General features: G+C 47.0%; 23 protein-coding genes, 1 pseudogene and 1 riboswitch. Of the genes and pseudogenes, 16 read left to right on the top strand and 8 right to left on the bottom strand.

The genetic code is table 11. The annotated features are described in order from the left end of the window. Positions 1–40: 40 nt before the first annotated feature. Positions 41–157: riboswitch (SAM riboswitch) on the bottom strand. 127 nt (positions 158–284) lie between these two features. The 10 genes and pseudogenes from MKX80_RS06830 (at position 285) to MKX80_RS06785 (ending at position 5,810) form a co-directional block, all read left to right on the top strand. Next, positions 285–1,232 carry a YafY family protein gene (locus tag MKX80_RS06830; RefSeq protein WP_182070852.1) on the top strand — a complete coding sequence of 316 codons (948 nt, stop codon included), beginning with the start codon at positions 285–287 and terminating at the stop codon, positions 1,230–1,232. Positions 1,233–1,312: 80 nt separating this feature from the next. After that, a complete protein-coding gene (locus MKX80_RS06825) occupies positions 1,313–1,801 on the top strand; it encodes a DinB family protein (protein ID WP_268342692.1) in 489 nt (162 codons plus the stop codon). Positions 1,802–1,812: 11 nt separating this feature from the next. Continuing rightward, positions 1,813–2,268 carry a helix-hairpin-helix domain-containing protein gene (locus MKX80_RS06820; protein ID WP_154994875.1) on the top strand — a complete coding sequence of 152 codons (456 nt, stop codon included), beginning with the start codon at positions 1,813–1,815 and terminating at the stop codon, positions 2,266–2,268. Between the two features lie 111 nt (positions 2,269–2,379). After that, positions 2,380–3,102, top strand: coding sequence for an esterase family protein (locus tag MKX80_RS06815; RefSeq protein ID WP_234112892.1), 723 nt, complete (start codon positions 2,380–2,382; stop codon positions 3,100–3,102). A gap of 64 nt (positions 3,103–3,166) precedes the next feature. Next, the gene (locus MKX80_RS06810) at positions 3,167–3,676 is read left to right on the top strand and encodes a YjcG family protein (protein WP_154994873.1); all 510 of its coding nucleotides are present in this window, start codon (positions 3,167–3,169) and stop codon (positions 3,674–3,676) included. A gap of 9 nt (positions 3,677–3,685) precedes the next feature. After that, positions 3,686–4,105 (top strand): GNAT family N-acetyltransferase, encoded by a 420-nt coding sequence (locus MKX80_RS06805; protein WP_076790557.1) that lies wholly within the window; start codon positions 3,686–3,688, stop codon positions 4,103–4,105. A gap of 164 nt (positions 4,106–4,269) precedes the next feature. Beyond that, positions 4,270–4,665, top strand: a complete 396-nt coding sequence (locus MKX80_RS06800) for a GtrA family protein (protein WP_268342694.1) — start codon at positions 4,270–4,272, stop codon at positions 4,663–4,665. Positions 4,666–4,696: 31 nt separating this feature from the next. Beyond that, positions 4,697–4,795: pseudogene (locus MKX80_RS06795) on the top strand (UTP--glucose-1-phosphate uridylyltransferase); the annotation flags it as partial. 152 nt (positions 4,796–4,947) lie between these two features. Beyond that, positions 4,948–5,127, top strand: a complete 180-nt coding sequence (locus MKX80_RS06790) for a hypothetical protein (RefSeq protein ID WP_326849674.1) — start codon at positions 4,948–4,950, stop codon at positions 5,125–5,127. A gap of 95 nt (positions 5,128–5,222) precedes the next feature. Next, positions 5,223–5,810, top strand: coding sequence for a DedA family protein (locus tag MKX80_RS06785; RefSeq protein WP_043925657.1), 588 nt, complete (start codon positions 5,223–5,225; stop codon positions 5,808–5,810). A gap of 37 nt (positions 5,811–5,847) precedes the next feature. Here MKX80_RS06785 and MKX80_RS06780 read toward each other — a convergent pair whose 3' ends face one another. Beyond that, positions 5,848–6,105, bottom strand: coding sequence for a hypothetical protein (locus MKX80_RS06780; protein WP_176275948.1), 258 nt, complete (start codon positions 6,103–6,105; stop codon positions 5,848–5,850). Positions 6,106–6,226: 121 nt separating this feature from the next. Here MKX80_RS06780 and MKX80_RS06775 point away from each other — a divergent pair, with 121 nt between their 5' ends. Then, on the top strand, positions 6,227–8,506 hold the full coding sequence (locus tag MKX80_RS06775; protein ID WP_216929166.1) for an ATP-dependent helicase: 2,280 nt from the start codon (positions 6,227–6,229) through the stop codon (positions 8,504–8,506). 38 nt (positions 8,507–8,544) lie between these two features. Here the strand turns inward: MKX80_RS06775 and MKX80_RS06770 are convergent, their stop codons facing one another. From MKX80_RS06770 to MKX80_RS06750, 5 genes are all read right to left on the bottom strand, one after another. Beyond that, positions 8,545–8,802, bottom strand: a complete 258-nt coding sequence (locus tag MKX80_RS06770; RefSeq protein WP_003180710.1) for a stage VI sporulation protein F — start codon at positions 8,800–8,802, stop codon at positions 8,545–8,547. A 126-nt stretch (positions 8,803–8,928) separates the two neighbouring features. Then, positions 8,929–9,060 carry a YjcZ family sporulation protein gene (locus MKX80_RS06765; protein ID WP_011197781.1) on the bottom strand — a complete coding sequence of 44 codons (132 nt, stop codon included), beginning with the start codon at positions 9,058–9,060 and terminating at the stop codon, positions 8,929–8,931. Between the two features lie 79 nt (positions 9,061–9,139). Then, positions 9,140–9,349, bottom strand: coding sequence for a hypothetical protein (locus MKX80_RS06760; protein ID WP_154994865.1), 210 nt, complete (start codon positions 9,347–9,349; stop codon positions 9,140–9,142). An 83-nt stretch (positions 9,350–9,432) separates the two neighbouring features. After that, positions 9,433–9,558, bottom strand: coding sequence for a hypothetical protein (locus MKX80_RS06755; RefSeq protein ID WP_255204428.1), 126 nt, complete (start codon positions 9,556–9,558; stop codon positions 9,433–9,435). Positions 9,559–9,634: 76 nt separating this feature from the next. Next, a complete protein-coding gene (locus MKX80_RS06750) occupies positions 9,635–9,991 on the bottom strand; it encodes a DUF1360 domain-containing protein (protein ID WP_182070856.1) in 357 nt (118 codons plus the stop codon). 146 nt (positions 9,992–10,137) lie between these two features. On the opposite strand from MKX80_RS06750, the gene MKX80_RS06745 reads away from it, so the two are divergent. From MKX80_RS06745 to MKX80_RS06725, 5 genes are all read left to right on the top strand, one after another. Then, positions 10,138–10,524 (top strand): spore coat protein, encoded by a 387-nt coding sequence (locus tag MKX80_RS06745; protein WP_154994861.1) that lies wholly within the window; start codon positions 10,138–10,140, stop codon positions 10,522–10,524. Positions 10,525–10,572: 48 nt separating this feature from the next. Continuing rightward, positions 10,573–10,926 (top strand): spore coat protein, encoded by a 354-nt coding sequence (locus tag MKX80_RS06740; RefSeq protein WP_154994859.1) that lies wholly within the window; start codon positions 10,573–10,575, stop codon positions 10,924–10,926. Positions 10,927–10,993: 67 nt separating this feature from the next. After that, the gene (locus MKX80_RS06735; RefSeq protein WP_154994857.1) at positions 10,994–11,500 is read left to right on the top strand and encodes a spore coat protein; all 507 of its coding nucleotides are present in this window, start codon (positions 10,994–10,996) and stop codon (positions 11,498–11,500) included. Between the two features lie 132 nt (positions 11,501–11,632). Next, positions 11,633–12,115: a CotY/CotZ family spore coat protein gene (locus tag MKX80_RS06730; protein WP_043925650.1), complete on the top strand. Its 483-nt coding sequence runs from the start codon at positions 11,633–11,635 to the stop codon at positions 12,113–12,115. A gap of 150 nt (positions 12,116–12,265) precedes the next feature. Continuing rightward, entirely contained in the window at positions 12,266–12,715 is a 450-nt protein-coding gene (locus MKX80_RS06725; RefSeq protein ID WP_154994855.1) for a CotY/CotZ family spore coat protein, read from the top strand. A 37-nt stretch (positions 12,716–12,752) separates the two neighbouring features. On the opposite strand, the gene MKX80_RS06720 is transcribed toward MKX80_RS06725, so the two are convergent. After that, positions 12,753–13,232 (bottom strand): CotO family spore coat protein, encoded by a 480-nt coding sequence (locus tag MKX80_RS06720; protein WP_154994853.1) that lies wholly within the window; start codon positions 13,230–13,232, stop codon positions 12,753–12,755. Between the two features lie 103 nt (positions 13,233–13,335). Beyond that, positions 13,336–14,112, bottom strand: a complete 777-nt coding sequence (gene fabI, locus MKX80_RS06715; RefSeq protein WP_003180687.1) for an enoyl-ACP reductase FabI — start codon at positions 14,110–14,112, stop codon at positions 13,336–13,338. Positions 14,113–14,240 lie beyond the last annotated feature (128 nt).

Raw genomic sequence — 14,240 nt, 5'->3', positions numbered from 1 at the left:
AAACCCCTTCTTCATAAGAAGAAGGGGGATTATTCGCTTCTTCTTATCTTCCAAGCATCTGCTTGCTGGATTTAGCACCTTGGTACACTGACGTCGTCAGTGCAGACCGGTTGCTGAGGTTTCAAAGGGCCAGTCCCTCCACCTCTCGTGATAAGAATCTCTTCAATATTCTGATTGTTCTTTACTTTAACCTAATTCAAGACATTTTTCAAGGGTCATTTTTAAATCTTTCTTCATATTGAACATGGTATGATGAAATCAAATGACCGGATCGGAGGAATCAGATGCCCAAAACAGAGCGATTAATCGAATTGATGATGACCATTCATACAAGACGAAAATTTACGGCCGGGGAGCTCGCAGCAGAATTCGGAGTTTCCTACCGGACGATTCTCCGCGATCTGGACGAGCTGAGCGCACTCGGCGTCCCGATCTATTCTGAAACAGGCGCGAACGGAGGCTATTATTTGCTGAATGAGCCTGTGCTTCCGCCGCTCTTTTTTACACAATCAGAGGCGGCGGCTATGTTTTTCGCGTATCAATCTTTGCAGTTTTTCGGATCGCTCCCCTTTGATGCGGAAACGCGGATGGTTTTAAAAAAGTTCTACCGTCACCTTCCCGCGGAAACACAGGAGCGGATTGATGCGATGAAAGACAGAATCGTGTTCTGGAATCCGCATCGACCAAAAGCCGCCGAACATTTAGAGACGCTTCTTGACGCAGCTACCACTCAATCCGTTTTGACGGTCGTTTATGACGGAACAGACGATTGCAATGAGAGATCCATCCAGCCCATCGGCTTATACAGCTGGAACGGCTTCTGGTACTGTCCGGCCTATTGCTTTAAAAGGCAGGCGTTTAGACTGTTCCGCGCCGACCGCATCCTCCGTGCGGAAAAAGCGGACAGCGGGCAGGCCCGTCAGCTTCCCTATCCATCGGTTCTCAGCTGGATCAAACATTCGGAGAGCGAGTGCCCTGAACCGGTGCGGCTGCAAGCGGAACTGACACGCAGAGGAGCCAGGCGGGCTGCGGCTGATGTGGATTTATTCAAGATCCTCACCATGCGGGATGACGGAACGGGGGCGATCGATACAAACATCCCCAGGTCTGAACTTGAGTATTTCGGGGAACTTTTGTGGAACCTCGGCACTGAGGCAACTGTAAAAGAACCCGCGGAAATCAAGCTTCAGCTGAAACGAAAGGCTGCTGACATTTTAGCGAAGTACGGCTGACTTTTTTTAAGAATCATGACAAAGCCTGTCAGGATTAGGTGATACTTTTAGAATAAAACCAAATGGAAAGGATGAAGCAAATGAATCAAGTTCAAGCGCTGCGTGGCGATTTGTTCCACGAAATGGAGACGGGCATCCGCTCCACGTGTCATCTTCTGAAAAAAGTGAAGGAATCTGACTGGTCTTACCGGCCCGCCGACCGCATGCGAAGCCTGAAAGAACTGGCAAGTCATTTGGCGGCCATCCCTGAAGCCGACTTGGCCATCATGCAGGAAAAGGAAGAGGACGTCATCGCCCGGATTGAAAAGAAATATGGTGCATTGCAGTCGGTTGACCAAATGGCTGAAGCTATGCAGAAAGGATTCGACGCTTTTCAAACGTATATGACCTCCCTTTCCGACGAGGAATTTTTGACGAAGAAGACAAAGCCGTTTTACCTCGATGAAGGGATGACCCAAAGCCGCTGGCTGACAGAAACGCTTACCCACGTCTTCCATCACAGGGCCCAGCTGTTTAATTATTTAAAACAGCTCGGCTATGACGTCAACATGTTCGATCTTTATCTTTAAAAGGTGATCATATGAAGCTGCCTCTGACAAAAGAAGAACGGTCAAACTTAAAGACAGCCAAGGTAAAAATAAAAAACACGGCACATATGGATCTGTCCGCCCTTGCACATGCGCTCGGTTCGTCTTTGAAACGCGCCGTATACATCAAAGCGCTCGCCCAGTTTCAAACGGTTCCTTCCATCGGGCCGAAAATGGCGCAGTGCGCCGTTGACCTAGGCTATTATTCTCTCGATGACATCAAGCATGAATCAGGTGCGGATTTGATCATCCGCCTCGAAAAACTGAAAGGCTACTGGGAAGACCCTTGTGCAGAAGATGCGCTGCGCTGCATCGTCCATTATGCCAACGATCCCGAAAGCGGTAAAAGCTGGTGGGATTTCACAGCGGAAAGAAAAAGGTACCGCGAGCGATACGGATACCCTCCGGATAGACCGTCAACGCCATGGTACGAAAAAAAACGATCATAAAAAATCACGGCTGCCGAACAAATCGGCAGCTCTTTTTGCTTCTTTCACAAGAGAATTTCGTGTTACAATGAATGGAAACGTTCACAAACATTATTTCTGGAGGAATTCACCTTGGCTATGAAAACAGGAGTCATTCAGGAGAAAAAGCTTTTTTCGGAAGAGCTCGGCGAGGAAATGGAGCTTCTCGTCTATTTGCCGTCATCCTTCTCGCCGCTTTACAAATATCATGTGATCATCGCACAGGATGGACATGACTATTTCCGGCTCGGGCGCATCAGCAGGCAGGTGGAAGAACTGTTGGCGAACGGTGAAATCGAAAGAAGCATCATCATCGGCATTCCGTACAAAAACGTACAGGAAAGAAGGCTTACATACCATCCGGAAGGGTCAAAATTCGAAGCGTATAAACGTTTTTTGGCAAATGAACTCGTCCCTTTCACCGACAGAGAGTATCCGACATACCAAGTCGGATCAGGCAGGACGCTGATCGGGGATTCGCTCGGAGGAACGGTCTCTCTCATGACGGCGCTCGACTACCCGAATATGTTCGGGAACGTCATTATGCAGTCTCCTTATGTCGACCGCCATGTTCTCGATAAAGTGAAACAGTCCGATTCCCTGCAGCTTATTTCAATTTGCCACCAAATCGGCGAGAAGGAAACCGAAGTCAAAACGACCGATGATCAAATTTTGGACTTCACAGGTCCAAATGAGCAATTAAAAGAATTGCTTGAAGAAAAGCAGACAAACTACGATTTCAAAGCTTTCGACGGCGACCACAAGTGGACGTACTGGCAGCCGCTCATCACCCCCGCTTTAAAAAAAATGCTGTAGCTCTCTGTATATCGGCCCATCTTTGATATACTAAACCATATCAATTGTTTAAGGAGGGAACAAAATGAAATACGGTATTGTGCTATTTCCATCAAAAAAACTTCAGGACATTGCAAATTCCTACCGAAAACGCTATGACCCGAATTACGCTTTAATTCCGCCCCACCTTACATTAAGAACACCTTTCGAAGTGTCTGAAGACGAGATCGAGGGCGTCGTTCGACACCTGAGGGAGCTTTCAAAAGAGCTGAAACCGGTCACGCTGAAGATTACAAAATTCAGTTCCTTTGCCCCCGTCAATAATGTCATTTACATGAAAGCCGAACCGACAGAGGAATTAACGCAGCTTCATGAAAAAATGTACAGCGGCGTTTTGGAAGGCAAACCCGAATATGCGTTTGTTCCCCATGTCACAGTCGCACAAAAGCTGTCAGATGATGAGCATTCCGACGTCCTCGGCACGCTGAAAATGAGAGACGCGTCACACGAAGAAGTCATCGACCGCTTTCACCTGCTTTACCAATTGGACAACGGATCATGGACCGTCTATGAAACTTTTATTTTAGGAGCGTGAAGAAAGCCAGTGGAAGCCGTCATTGTGAAGAATCAACAACAGCTTGAAGACGCCTTCTTTGTTAGAAAGGAAGTCTTTATCAAGGAGCAGCACGTATCACCGGAAGAAGAAATGGATCATCTTGATCAGGAATCTTCACATCTCGTCATCTATGACGGAAAAGAGCCGATCGGCGCTGGCCGTCTCCGGCTTGTCGACGGCTACGGCAAACTTGAACGAATCTGTGTGCTGAAAAGCCATCGCTCTCTCGGCGTCGGCAACCTGATCATTCAGGCGCTTGAAGAGGAAGCCGCCAAGCAAGGCGCGGCTCAATTCATGCTGAACGCGCAGACACAGGCTGTTCCCTTTTACGAAAAACACGGCTATAAGGTCGTGTCTGAAGAATTTTTAGATGCGAATATCCCCCATGTCAAAATGGTCAAAAAGTAACCGTTCCGCTTTTTAAGCGGAACGGTTTTTCTTTTCCTCAGAAAACATTTCATAGTTTGTTCATCTTTTGTTTATCGTTTATTCAACATTGTCTATTAAAGTTGTTTCTAAGCTTTTACGAAGCCCTACACAAAATAGTCGGGAGGTAACAGCCGAATGCCGTTATGAACAAAAACAACATCACCACACTCGTTCGTTTCGGAACAGTCGGAGCCGGGAACACACTCGCTGATTTCGTCGTGTTTTTTCTCCTTACGTCGCTCCACGTCCCCTACCTGGCCGCACAGTTGTTTTCCTATTCGGCAGGCGTGGCAAACAGCTATATCTGGAATCGGACATGGACGTTTCAAGTAAAGGAAAAAGCGCATGGCGCGGAGATCATCCGGTTTATCATGATCAATCTTGCAGCAGCGGGCGCTACATTTGTCCTTCTGTATATCTTTCAAAAAGCCGGCCTGTCCCTTTTTGTCAGCAAAATGTCCGCGACAGTCGCGGGAATGGCGATCAACTTTATCGGAAACAGGCTTTGGGTGTTTCAAGAACCCGGAACAGATTCATAAAAAAGACCAGGAGTGAATAACCATGAAAGTAAAAAAAGCAGTCATCCCAGCACGCAAGTTGGAAGGAAGCCGCTTTGATATCGGAGACAAGCTGGGCAGTTTTAAAGCGAGTACGGAAATCGCTCTTATGCCATCAGGGATTATATTCACGTCCTCGATCTGGCTTCCGCCCACCTGGCGGCCCTTTACGGGTTATATGAAGACAGACTGAAGCAAAATGTTTATAATGTAGGGACAGGGGCCGGACATTCCGTAAAAGAAATCATTGAAACCGCGGAAAACATGACAGAGCGAAGCATTGCAGCAAAAACGGACGAGCGCAGAGCGGGGGATCCGCCAGTGCTGGTGGCGGACAGCCGGACACTGCAGGAAGATACCGGCTGGAAGCCGCAATACAGCAATTTACAAACCATCATTCAAAGCGCATGGCAATGGCACAGAGCGTATCCGGACGTTTTTTGAGATTCGCTTGTTTCCCGCGCGGGCGGCAGGGAAACGTCCCGGCGGCTGCTCTAACGTTCGGCTGATGAAATCAAAAGCAGGGAGAAAAAACGAAAATGGGAAGCATAGTGAATGATATTTTAATGTGGCTGACCGATCTTGGCTATTTCGGCATTGCGATCGGTTTAATGATCGAAATCATCCCGAGTGAAATCGTACTGGCCTACGGCGGATACTTGGTGTCCAACGGCTCTATTACGATGACAGGGGCCGTGATCGCCGGCGTCATCGGGGGAACGATTGCTCAATTGTTTTTATACTGGATCGGCTACTACGGCGGACGGCCGTTTTTATACAAATACGGAAAATACTTATTGATCCAAAAGCATCACATTCAAACAGCCGAAAAGTGGTTTGAGAAATACGGCGGAGGCGTCGTCTTTTCTGCCCGCTTCATTCCCGTGGTCAGGCACGCCATCTCCATTCCGGCTGGCATTGCGAAAATGCCAATTTTAAAATTCACGGGTCTGACAGTGCTCGCCATCATACCGTGGTCGATACTATTCGTCTACCTCGGCGTACAGCTCGGCAGCCGGTGGGACCATGTTGAAAATGTAGCGAGAACGTACACGATTCCGATTATGATCGGGGCGGCCGCTATGATTATTCTGTATTTCGGACTCAAAAAACTGCGCAGAAAATAACGAAAACCCCGGTATAAAAGCCGGGGTTTGTTTCATCTCAAACGGATTCGTTGACATAGCGGCCGCTTTCCGCCTTTTCCGCAACACGGCGGTTGAGCGTTTTTCTCCTCTTCTTTTCCATGACCCGACTAAAAGCCGCAGTCTGGTTTTCCTCTCTTTTTTCGACTTCGCGGTAGGCGCGCTCGCTTGGGATATTGGCGGTTTTTTGTATATAAGCATAGTTCGATTTTTGGCCGATGCTGCGATTGGCGTACTGTATATATTGATCATTGCGGACAGGCGGTAAATACCCCATTCGATCTCCTCCTCATCAGCTTTAATTCCCAAAAATCTACTGTTTTAAACGGTTTTCATTTGATATGATAGACGTTGTCTCATGACACTAGACGACTACCCATTAATTGGAGGACCTCTTTTTGAAATGCGCCCGATTCAATAACCGAGACATTCATATACATACATATTCGAGAGAACACCTGCAATTCCTCTTTGATGAAGCAAGAAAAGACAGAATTACGTGTAAACATTGCGGCTTGCCGCTCAGACTGAAATTGTCGATTCATGAAGAACCGCATTTTTTCCACCGGGAAAACGGGGATTTTTCTCAATGTGAAGCAGCATGCTTAAATGAGGAGACAGAGAAAACCAAACAGAACGATTATACTGAAAGCGGCATGTTCCGCCTTCCGAAAGGCAAAGCGATCGGAGAGGAAAAGAAGGCGGACGCGGACTTCTGGACGCCGCCTCGCGAAGCTTCCATCCATTCTCCTTTCTCTCCAGCGGCAGAAACGGCTCCGGAACCGGTCTTTCCGAATGTGCCGCTAAATGAAAAACAGCTTGCCGCCGTGACGGCCCCCGAAGAACCCCTTCTCGTTCTGGCCGGCGCGGGAAGCGGAAAAACGCGGGTATTAACCGCGCGGGCGGCTTATATGATATCCCGGCTTGATATCCCGCCTTCTGCGATTTTGCTCGTCACATTCACGACAAAAGCCGTGAAAGAAATGAAAGAGCGGATGGCGTCGCAATACGGATTGCCGATGCAGACTGTGAACCGCCTCGTGACAGGCACCTTCCACAGCTTTTTTTACAAAATTCTTTATCACCATGATCCGGCCAAATGGAATGGTGAGCACCTGCTAAAATGGGAATGGCAAAAAGAACAGTACATCAAAATGGCCCTTGCCGAAGAAGGGCTTGATGAAAAAGACTTTCCGGTTGACCAGGCGATCCAGCAGATCGGCTACTGGAAGAACGCTTATCTTCCGGGCGAACAGATTCCGCTTGAAGACGAATGGGAAAAGCGGGTTCACCGGCTGTACCGTCATTATGAAGAACAAAAAGCTGCGCGGCGCCAATTCGATTTCGACGATATGGCATCTGCATGCTGGCAGCTGTTCCAAGAACAGCCGGACATTTTAAAACGATACCAGACGCGCTTTCACGCGATTTTGATCGATGAATTTCAGGACATTAACCCTGTTCAATATGCCATCATCAAGCTCTTGGCAAGCCCCGAAAACAACCTGACCTGTGTCGGGGATGATGACCAGTCAATCTACGCGTTTAGAGGCAGCAGCCCTTCTTTTATACTCGATTTTGAAAAAGACTATCCGAAGGCGAAAACGGTCCGCCTCACGACGAATTACAGATCGAGCCATCCGATAGTGGCAAGCGCCGATATGGTCGTGAAGAAAAACAAAAAGCGTTTTCCGAAAACATTAAGCGCCGCGAGAGATGACCGCCAAAAACCGCTCTTATTTTATCCTTATGATGAAGAGGAAGAAGCGATTATGATCGTCTCTGATATCCAAGAAAAAATTGAAATGGGCGCAAAACCTGATGACTTCGCCATCCTATACCGGACAAACAGCAGCGGCCGCGCAATCTTTGAACGTCTGCACCAGTCAGCCATTCCGTACACGGCTGAACAAGGGGTCCGGTCGTTTTACAGCAGGAGGATCGTCCGGCAGATGCTGGCCTATCTCTACTTAAGCCAAAATCAGGATGACGCGGAAGCCGTCAAACAGATTTTACCCGCCCTCTTTCTCAAGCAGTCCGCTTTAAACACGCTTAAAGCGCTCTCGATTACAGAAGATTGCACGATGGTTCAGGCGCTTGAAAAACTGACCGACATCAAACCGTTTCAGCTTGATAAAATTAAAAAAATCGTTCCTTTTTTCACAGGCTTAAAAACGATGAAACCGGTTGAAGCCATCTCTTTCGCAGAGGAAAAGATGGGCTTTTCCGATTACCTGAAAAAGCGCGGAAACGAAGGAAACAAGCTCGAAAAAGGGTCTGACGATCTGCGGGATCTCAAAACAGCGGCAAAAAAATTCAAAACGATCCCCGAATTTCTTGAGCATGTCGATCATATGAGAGCCGCCGAAAAGCAAAAAGCTGACGGATACGGTGTTCAGCTTTTGACGATTCACCGTGCGAAGGGGCTTGAATTTAAAACGGTCTATATCCTGGGAGTGCAGGACGGCTCGATTCCGCATGACTTTGCCCTGGAGACAGCGAGAAAAGGCGATGAAACCGCTCTTGAAGAAGAACGGAGGCTGCTGTATGTCGCCATGACACGGGCCGAGGACCGCCTGTATATCAGCGTCCCTTCCTTCAGAAGGGGAAGAACGGCATACCGCTCAAGGTTTTTACAGCCTATTTTACGCCCGAATCCCCAAGTCCAGCTGCAATAAAAGACACCGTGCCCTCCTTTTATCGGAAGGCGCGGTGTTTATTTTTTGCTGTTCATCATTTTCGCGATCGTATTGAAATCCATTTTTTCCTTGCCGCTTACAATGGATTCAACAATCTTATCTTCCATTTCCTGCGGAACCCGTTTGTTCGCCAATTTAGCGACGCGCTTAATCACGCTGCGGACTGTTTTTTCATCCTTGAAGTTGGCATTTTGCAGCGAATTTGCGAGCTGCATGACGTCATTCATGCTGACGCCCGTTTTCTTTTCGATGTTTTTGAAAAATTGATTGTCCATACCTATGCCTCCTTTTTGGGAGTGATACGCTATCTTATGCATGCTTGAAAAGCCTTGTGCTTTTCCCGTTCAAAAAGAAGAGAGCCCGGCACACATGCCGCCGCCCTCTTCGCATCAACTCAAAAACTAATATTTAAAAGAAGCGCCGACAATAATTAGAAGAATAAACAAGACAACGATCAATACAAACGTTGAACCATAGCCGCCGCCATAGCCTCCGCTGTAGCCACCGCCGTAGCCTCCGCAACAAAAGCCCATCTAAAGCACCTCCTTTTCTCCCTACACGATATGACATTTGATAGGATTCGCTTGGATTGATGCATAGGGCTTCTGTGGATTATTTAAAAATGCCTGGCAGACTCCCGTCCTCTCCCAGCCATTTTTCGGCATTCTCTGCAAACGCTTCGATCTGCCTGCCGAACTGTTCGGCCGAGCGGTCAAACGTCTCCAGTTCTTTCTGCTGCTCAAAGATCACCCGGTCATGGCCGGCTTGCGTTTGATCGTGTTGGCGGGATATCGATTCAACCAGCTGTTCAAATAAATTCATCGCTTTTCCCCCTTATGATGGTGTATGCATCAGAAGGAAAATTGGCAACAAAAAAACCGGATATAGTCCGGCTTTTTTTGATATTAATAGGTTCTCCTTTTTTTGCCGCATCCGCAGCCTTTTTTCTTCACTTTTTTTGAGAAAGTGGACTGATGATTGCTGGAAGCGTTCGTTAATCGGCCTTGCTGCCTTCTTTTCACTTGTCTCATTGCATTCCTTCCTTTCTCATGCTTATACGCCATTATATGAGTCTTCTTTTCAAAGTTGCTAATGATAAATCCCCATTCAATCGAGCCATTTGGACACGATCGTTTCCAGTACTCCAGCAAAACCCGCGATGGCAAGCAGAAGAATCAACCATTCGGCAATGGCCGGAACAAATGCGTAAAAAACAAGCAAAAACGCGGTACACCACACGCCCGTGCACCAATAGCAGCTCAACAGCTCGCCGACCCACGCTCTCACGCCTTTTCCTTTCATGACAAGATACGTCTCGGTCTCTCCCGTTTTTTCGTTTTTTTCTTCAACCTCTTCATGAAACAGACTTCTAAACGGCGCCATGATCGTGTCGAACACAATCAGCCTCGTCAGCCGAAATACCGCGATAGAAAATAAAATAAATAAAAACCAGCTTTGTATCACAGGGCTCCCCCTTCCTGTTTCCAAATATATGCCGGAACCGCCTTCCCTAAAACAGCAAATTTGGGTGCTGAAATGTATGTTTTCCTCATTCCGCTATGGTACCGGTCTGCATTTAATAAAGTGTGGATAAGAAAGGAGTGAAAGTTATGTCGTTTCATGAAAAAGCCGAAGCGCTGTACGCAGAAACATTTGACGAATTATACCGGGAATATGACCAGCTCATTGAAGTGATTGATTCAGAACATGTCACCGTAAACACGGCAAACATAACAGCAGCTCTCTCTTTACAAGCCATTGTGATCTCTTTGACGATTTTATCGGCTCAGCTTGCGATCGAAGACGAGGATACAGCAGACATCGTCTCAGAACACGTTTTAGCCGTACACAGGCTGCAGAGCTGGAGAAGAGTCATCATCAAAGTCATCGGCAGCCGCAATGTCACCATTACGCTTTCCTCGCTGGAGATTCTGCTTTCCGTCCAAGTTTTAACCGAAGTGCTGATCGCGCTTATCACAGAGCTTGACATACTTTAAGCCTTCCTTTCTTTCTAATATTTTTTAAGAAATTGAGGTGAAAAACAATTGGCAGATCGCGAAAAGCTTAAAGCGGAAGTAAATCCGCTGACTAATACGCTTGTGCAAAATATCCTTAGAAAACACGGCGTTTCAAAAGACAATGTGCGGACACTGTCTGAGGAAGAAAAAGAAAACATCTTAAAAATACTCGAAGATTTAAAGGCGCAGTCCGAGGCTCTCATCCAGCGGCAGCAGGAAAAGAAGAAAGAAGCGAACAATGAAGCATCATCACAATCCGAAGAACGCCCGAGACGAAGAAGAGAACGTTCAGGTAAAAATAAATTAAGAGAAAAGCTGAGACAGAGAAGGCAGCAGGAGAACACCGCCCAAACCGAAGAAAAAAATGGGGATTTGGAGTAGGGTATCTGCCATATACAAGTTCGAGCCTTCAAACATTTAATAATAGTAAATGGAAGGAGGAAAACAAATGGAAACTAGACCATATTCTTGGGTTGCATTAGATCCTGAATGCGAGCATCCGGGAACAGAGTATTATCCGAGACATCCAAAGAAACACGTTTGTGACGATTACAACTGCAAATGCGGCAAAAACGATGCATTTATCAATCAGGAGCTCGACCAGCTTAACCTGAACAAACAGCTGTCAGATGAGACGATTATCATCAAGGATTCTTGCGATATCCGAGTATCTACAGAGGATACTCAAGTTGTCGCATCTGTTATGACTGCGGTACAGACGGCAATTGTTACAATCGTTCTGGCAATCATTGACGATGCTGATCTCGCCGAGCTTGTATCACAAGACTTGCTGCAAGTGACAGCAAACAAGCAAACAAACCGTCAAAAATTAATTATCGACAATTCACGCGATGTCACAGTTACAACAGAAGATACCGATGTCGCCGTCTTGGTCAGCACAGCTGTCCAAACGCTTACAGTTGTTATCGCAACACTTATCGTCGGACTCCTTTAATACAAAAAAGCAGAGCCATCAAGCTCTGCTTTTCTTCATTTTTATAGACGATTACCCACACCAACAAGGGCACGGGTACATATGTTGTTAAAGACTAAAGTCAAATATCCCTATAAAAAGGAGCTGAAATCCATGAGCTGCGGAAAACACCATGGCCGGCATGAAAATTGTGTATGCGATGCAGTAGAACAAATTATAAAAGAACAGGATGCAGTTGAAGAAACATGTCCGACGAGCTGCTTCGGCAATCTGCTGAGTCCGACGGTTTCCGGTAAAGACACCATTCCGTTCCTTTTGTACGACAAAAAAGGCGGTTTATTTTCAACATTTGGAAATGTCGGCGGATTTTCAGATGATATGCAGTGCTTCGAATCGATTTTCTTCCGTGCAGAAAGTCTAAAAGATTGCTGTGCAACGCTTTCAATCCTGAGGCCTGTGGACATAAACGGCGACACATTAAGCGTCTGCCATCCTTGTGACCCTGACTTTTTCGGGCTTGAGAAAACGGACTTTTGCATTGAGGTTGACTTGACTTGTTTCTGCGCGATTCAATGTCTGTCACCTGACCTAGTTGATCGCGCAGCAGACAAAAAACACAATCAGCACCACGGTTAAAAGGTGTCGGACTGCATCAAGCCGGCCGATATGATCGGCTTGATGCCAGTCTTTTCACGAAAGCTGCCGGCTTTCGGCAGCTCCTTTTACCAATAGAAAGGCCAGGCCGAAAAACGAAATTTTAAATCCTGAATTAGGAGGGATCATAACATGACGAGATGTTCAGCCGAAAATTGCGTGTGCGAAGCCGTTGAAAACATTCACGATCTGCAAAACGCCATTGAGGAAGAAGGCTGCCCGACAAGCTGCTTCAGCAACCTGCTTTCCCCTTCGAGACACTTAGGCGACACCATTCCGTTTATTATATACACTTCAAAGTCTAAGCCGTTCGTAGCGTTTGGAAATGTCGGAGAGCTTCAGGCAGGCCCTTGCTTCAGCACCGTGTTTTTCAGAGTTGAAAAGATTGATGACTGCTGCGCTACATTGAGGTTGTTGATTGCCTTTGATGATAATCGCCGCGTTCTCGATTTCACGGAAGATAAAGACAAAATTTGCGATGTGTTCCGCTTGGAAAAAACAAATTTCTGCATTGAAGTGGATCTGGAATGCTTCTGTGCGATCGAATGCTTAAATCCGCAACTGATCAATCGTTCAAAATAAAAAGTCCCTGAATCGGGACTTTTTTTATCGTGTGAATTTAAAAGCCGAGCGGGTGCAAGGAAGTAATGCTCTCGATCGGCAGTTCCGCCGGAGCCCCTTTGCTCGACGTTCTGACAAATACGGAACCCCCTTTCTTTTCGACGATCGTTCCCCTGTATGTCTTCCCATCTGCTTCAATGAGACAAAGGGTTTTCGGCATATTGCCGGGAAGGCTTGCCAAAAAGTCGATTTTCTCGGCGATGGTCATCTTGCTGAGCGGCTTTTTAATCGGTTTGACTCCTTTTTGGGACCGATTCGCCTCATCGCTAAGCACCGCTTCAGCGTCGGCTTTTTCGTCGGGCCGGGCGGCTTCATCCTGCTGTTCCTGTCGCAGGGCTTTTTGTTCGGAAGCGTCGGGCTTTGCTTTCTTCTTTCTTTTAATCAGAATATCCTGCATGTTCGCCTCTGCCTTATCATAGTCCGGCTGCACAATATACATGAGCGGCTTTTGCTCCGCATCGTTTTTTCTGCTAGACATCTTGATCCCTCCGATCTGTTCATGGTATATCTATATGCAAAAAAGGAGAAATCAGAAGAAAAGAAAAAGCAATCCTTTAGCGGATTGCTTTTTTAGCGCTATTTTATCGCGCGATGATATGGTAGCCTGAATCAACATGCAGGTTTTCGCCGGTCATGCCGCGGGAAAGGTCGCTGAACAGGAAAGCAGCCGTGTCGCCGACTTCTTCCGGAGTCGTTGTGCGGCGAAGCGGCGCGCGCTCTTCGATTTCTTTTAAAATCGAGTTGAAGTCGCTGATTCCTTTTGCGGACAATGTCCGGATCGGCCCTGCGGAAATGCTGTTGACGCGGATTCCGTCTTTTCCGAGATCGCTCGCCAAGTATTTGACGCTGGCATCAAGCGATGCTTTCGCAACACCCATGACATTGTAGTTGGATACAACGCGCTCGCCGCCAAGGTATGTCAGCGTGACGATGCTTCCGCCTTCAGTCATGATGCCGCGCGCCGCTTTAGCGACCGCTGTCAGAGAGTAAGAGCTGATATTGTGTGCTAGCAGAAAACCGTCGCGGGTAGTATTTAAGTATTCGCCAGCCAAGTCTTCTTTGTTGGCGAAAGCGATGCAGTGTGCAATGCCATGGATGACCCCGACTTCTTTTTTGATGTCGGCGAAGCATGCTTCAATTTCCTGGTCATTTGTGACATCACAAGGAAGTACGATTGAATCGTTTCGCTCCAAAGAATCAGCCAGCTCCTTGACCGATTTTTCAAGCCGCTCACCCGCATACGTAAAAATCAGTCTTGCGCCTGCATTGTGAAGCGAGCGGGCGATTCCCCATGCGATGCTTCGTTTATTTGCTACACCCATGACGACGATATTCCGGCCTTCTAGTGATAAATTCATATGTATGAAATCCTCCTAATGATTAACATTTTATTAGTACCTGATCATAATATATAGTATCACAATTAATAGCAGGCTGACAATTTCAGAATATAAAAAGCGGCAGAGACCGTTTTTGATGCTCTGCC

The organism is Bacillus sp. FSL K6-0972 (genome assembly GCF_037976035.1).
In the GTDB taxonomy this organism is placed as follows: domain Bacteria; phylum Bacillota; class Bacilli; order Bacillales; family Bacillaceae; genus Bacillus; species Bacillus haynesii.
This window is presented reverse-complemented; position numbering and strand designations above follow the sequence as displayed.

Bases quoted from the DNA above. Each gene is read 5' to 3' on its own strand.
- MKX80_RS06825 (WP_268342692.1), top strand. From the start codon at position 1,313: ATGAATCAAGTTCAAGCGCTGCGTGGCGATTTGTTCCACGAAATGGAG.
- MKX80_RS06755 (WP_255204428.1), bottom strand. From the start codon at position 9,558: ATGAGACAAGTGAAAAGAAGGCAGCAAGGCCGATTAACGAACGCTTCC.
- MKX80_RS06720 (WP_154994853.1), bottom strand. From the start codon at position 13,232: ATGTCTAGCAGAAAAAACGATGCGGAGCAAAAGCCGCTCATGTATATT.
- MKX80_RS06735 (WP_154994857.1), top strand. From the start codon at position 10,994: ATGGAAACTAGACCATATTCTTGGGTTGCATTAGATCCTGAATGCGAG.
- MKX80_RS06730 (WP_043925650.1), top strand. From the start codon at position 11,633: ATGAGCTGCGGAAAACACCATGGCCGGCATGAAAATTGTGTATGCGAT.
- MKX80_RS06810 (WP_154994873.1), top strand. From the start codon at position 3,167: ATGAAATACGGTATTGTGCTATTTCCATCAAAAAAACTTCAGGACATT.
- MKX80_RS06725 (WP_154994855.1), top strand. From the start codon at position 12,266: ATGACGAGATGTTCAGCCGAAAATTGCGTGTGCGAAGCCGTTGAAAAC.
- MKX80_RS06745 (WP_154994861.1), top strand. From the start codon at position 10,138: ATGTCGTTTCATGAAAAAGCCGAAGCGCTGTACGCAGAAACATTTGAC.
- MKX80_RS06765 (WP_011197781.1), bottom strand. From the start codon at position 9,060: ATGGGCTTTTGTTGCGGAGGCTACGGCGGTGGCTACAGCGGAGGCTAT.
- MKX80_RS06790 (WP_326849674.1), top strand. From the start codon at position 4,948: ATGACAGAGCGAAGCATTGCAGCAAAAACGGACGAGCGCAGAGCGGGG.
- MKX80_RS06760 (WP_154994865.1), bottom strand. From the start codon at position 9,349: ATGAATTTATTTGAACAGCTGGTTGAATCGATATCCCGCCAACACGAT.
- MKX80_RS06830 (WP_182070852.1), top strand. From the start codon at position 285: ATGCCCAAAACAGAGCGATTAATCGAATTGATGATGACCATTCATACA.
- MKX80_RS06800 (WP_268342694.1), top strand. From the start codon at position 4,270: ATGAACAAAAACAACATCACCACACTCGTTCGTTTCGGAACAGTCGGA.
- MKX80_RS06785 (WP_043925657.1), top strand. From the start codon at position 5,223: ATGGGAAGCATAGTGAATGATATTTTAATGTGGCTGACCGATCTTGGC.
- fabI (WP_003180687.1), bottom strand. From the start codon at position 14,112: ATGAATTTATCACTAGAAGGCCGGAATATCGTCGTCATGGGTGTAGCA.
- MKX80_RS06770 (WP_003180710.1), bottom strand. From the start codon at position 8,802: ATGGACAATCAATTTTTCAAAAACATCGAAAAGAAAACGGGCGTCAGC.
- MKX80_RS06820 (WP_154994875.1), top strand. From the start codon at position 1,813: ATGAAGCTGCCTCTGACAAAAGAAGAACGGTCAAACTTAAAGACAGCC.
- MKX80_RS06780 (WP_176275948.1), bottom strand. From the start codon at position 6,105: ATGGGGTATTTACCGCCTGTCCGCAATGATCAATATATACAGTACGCC.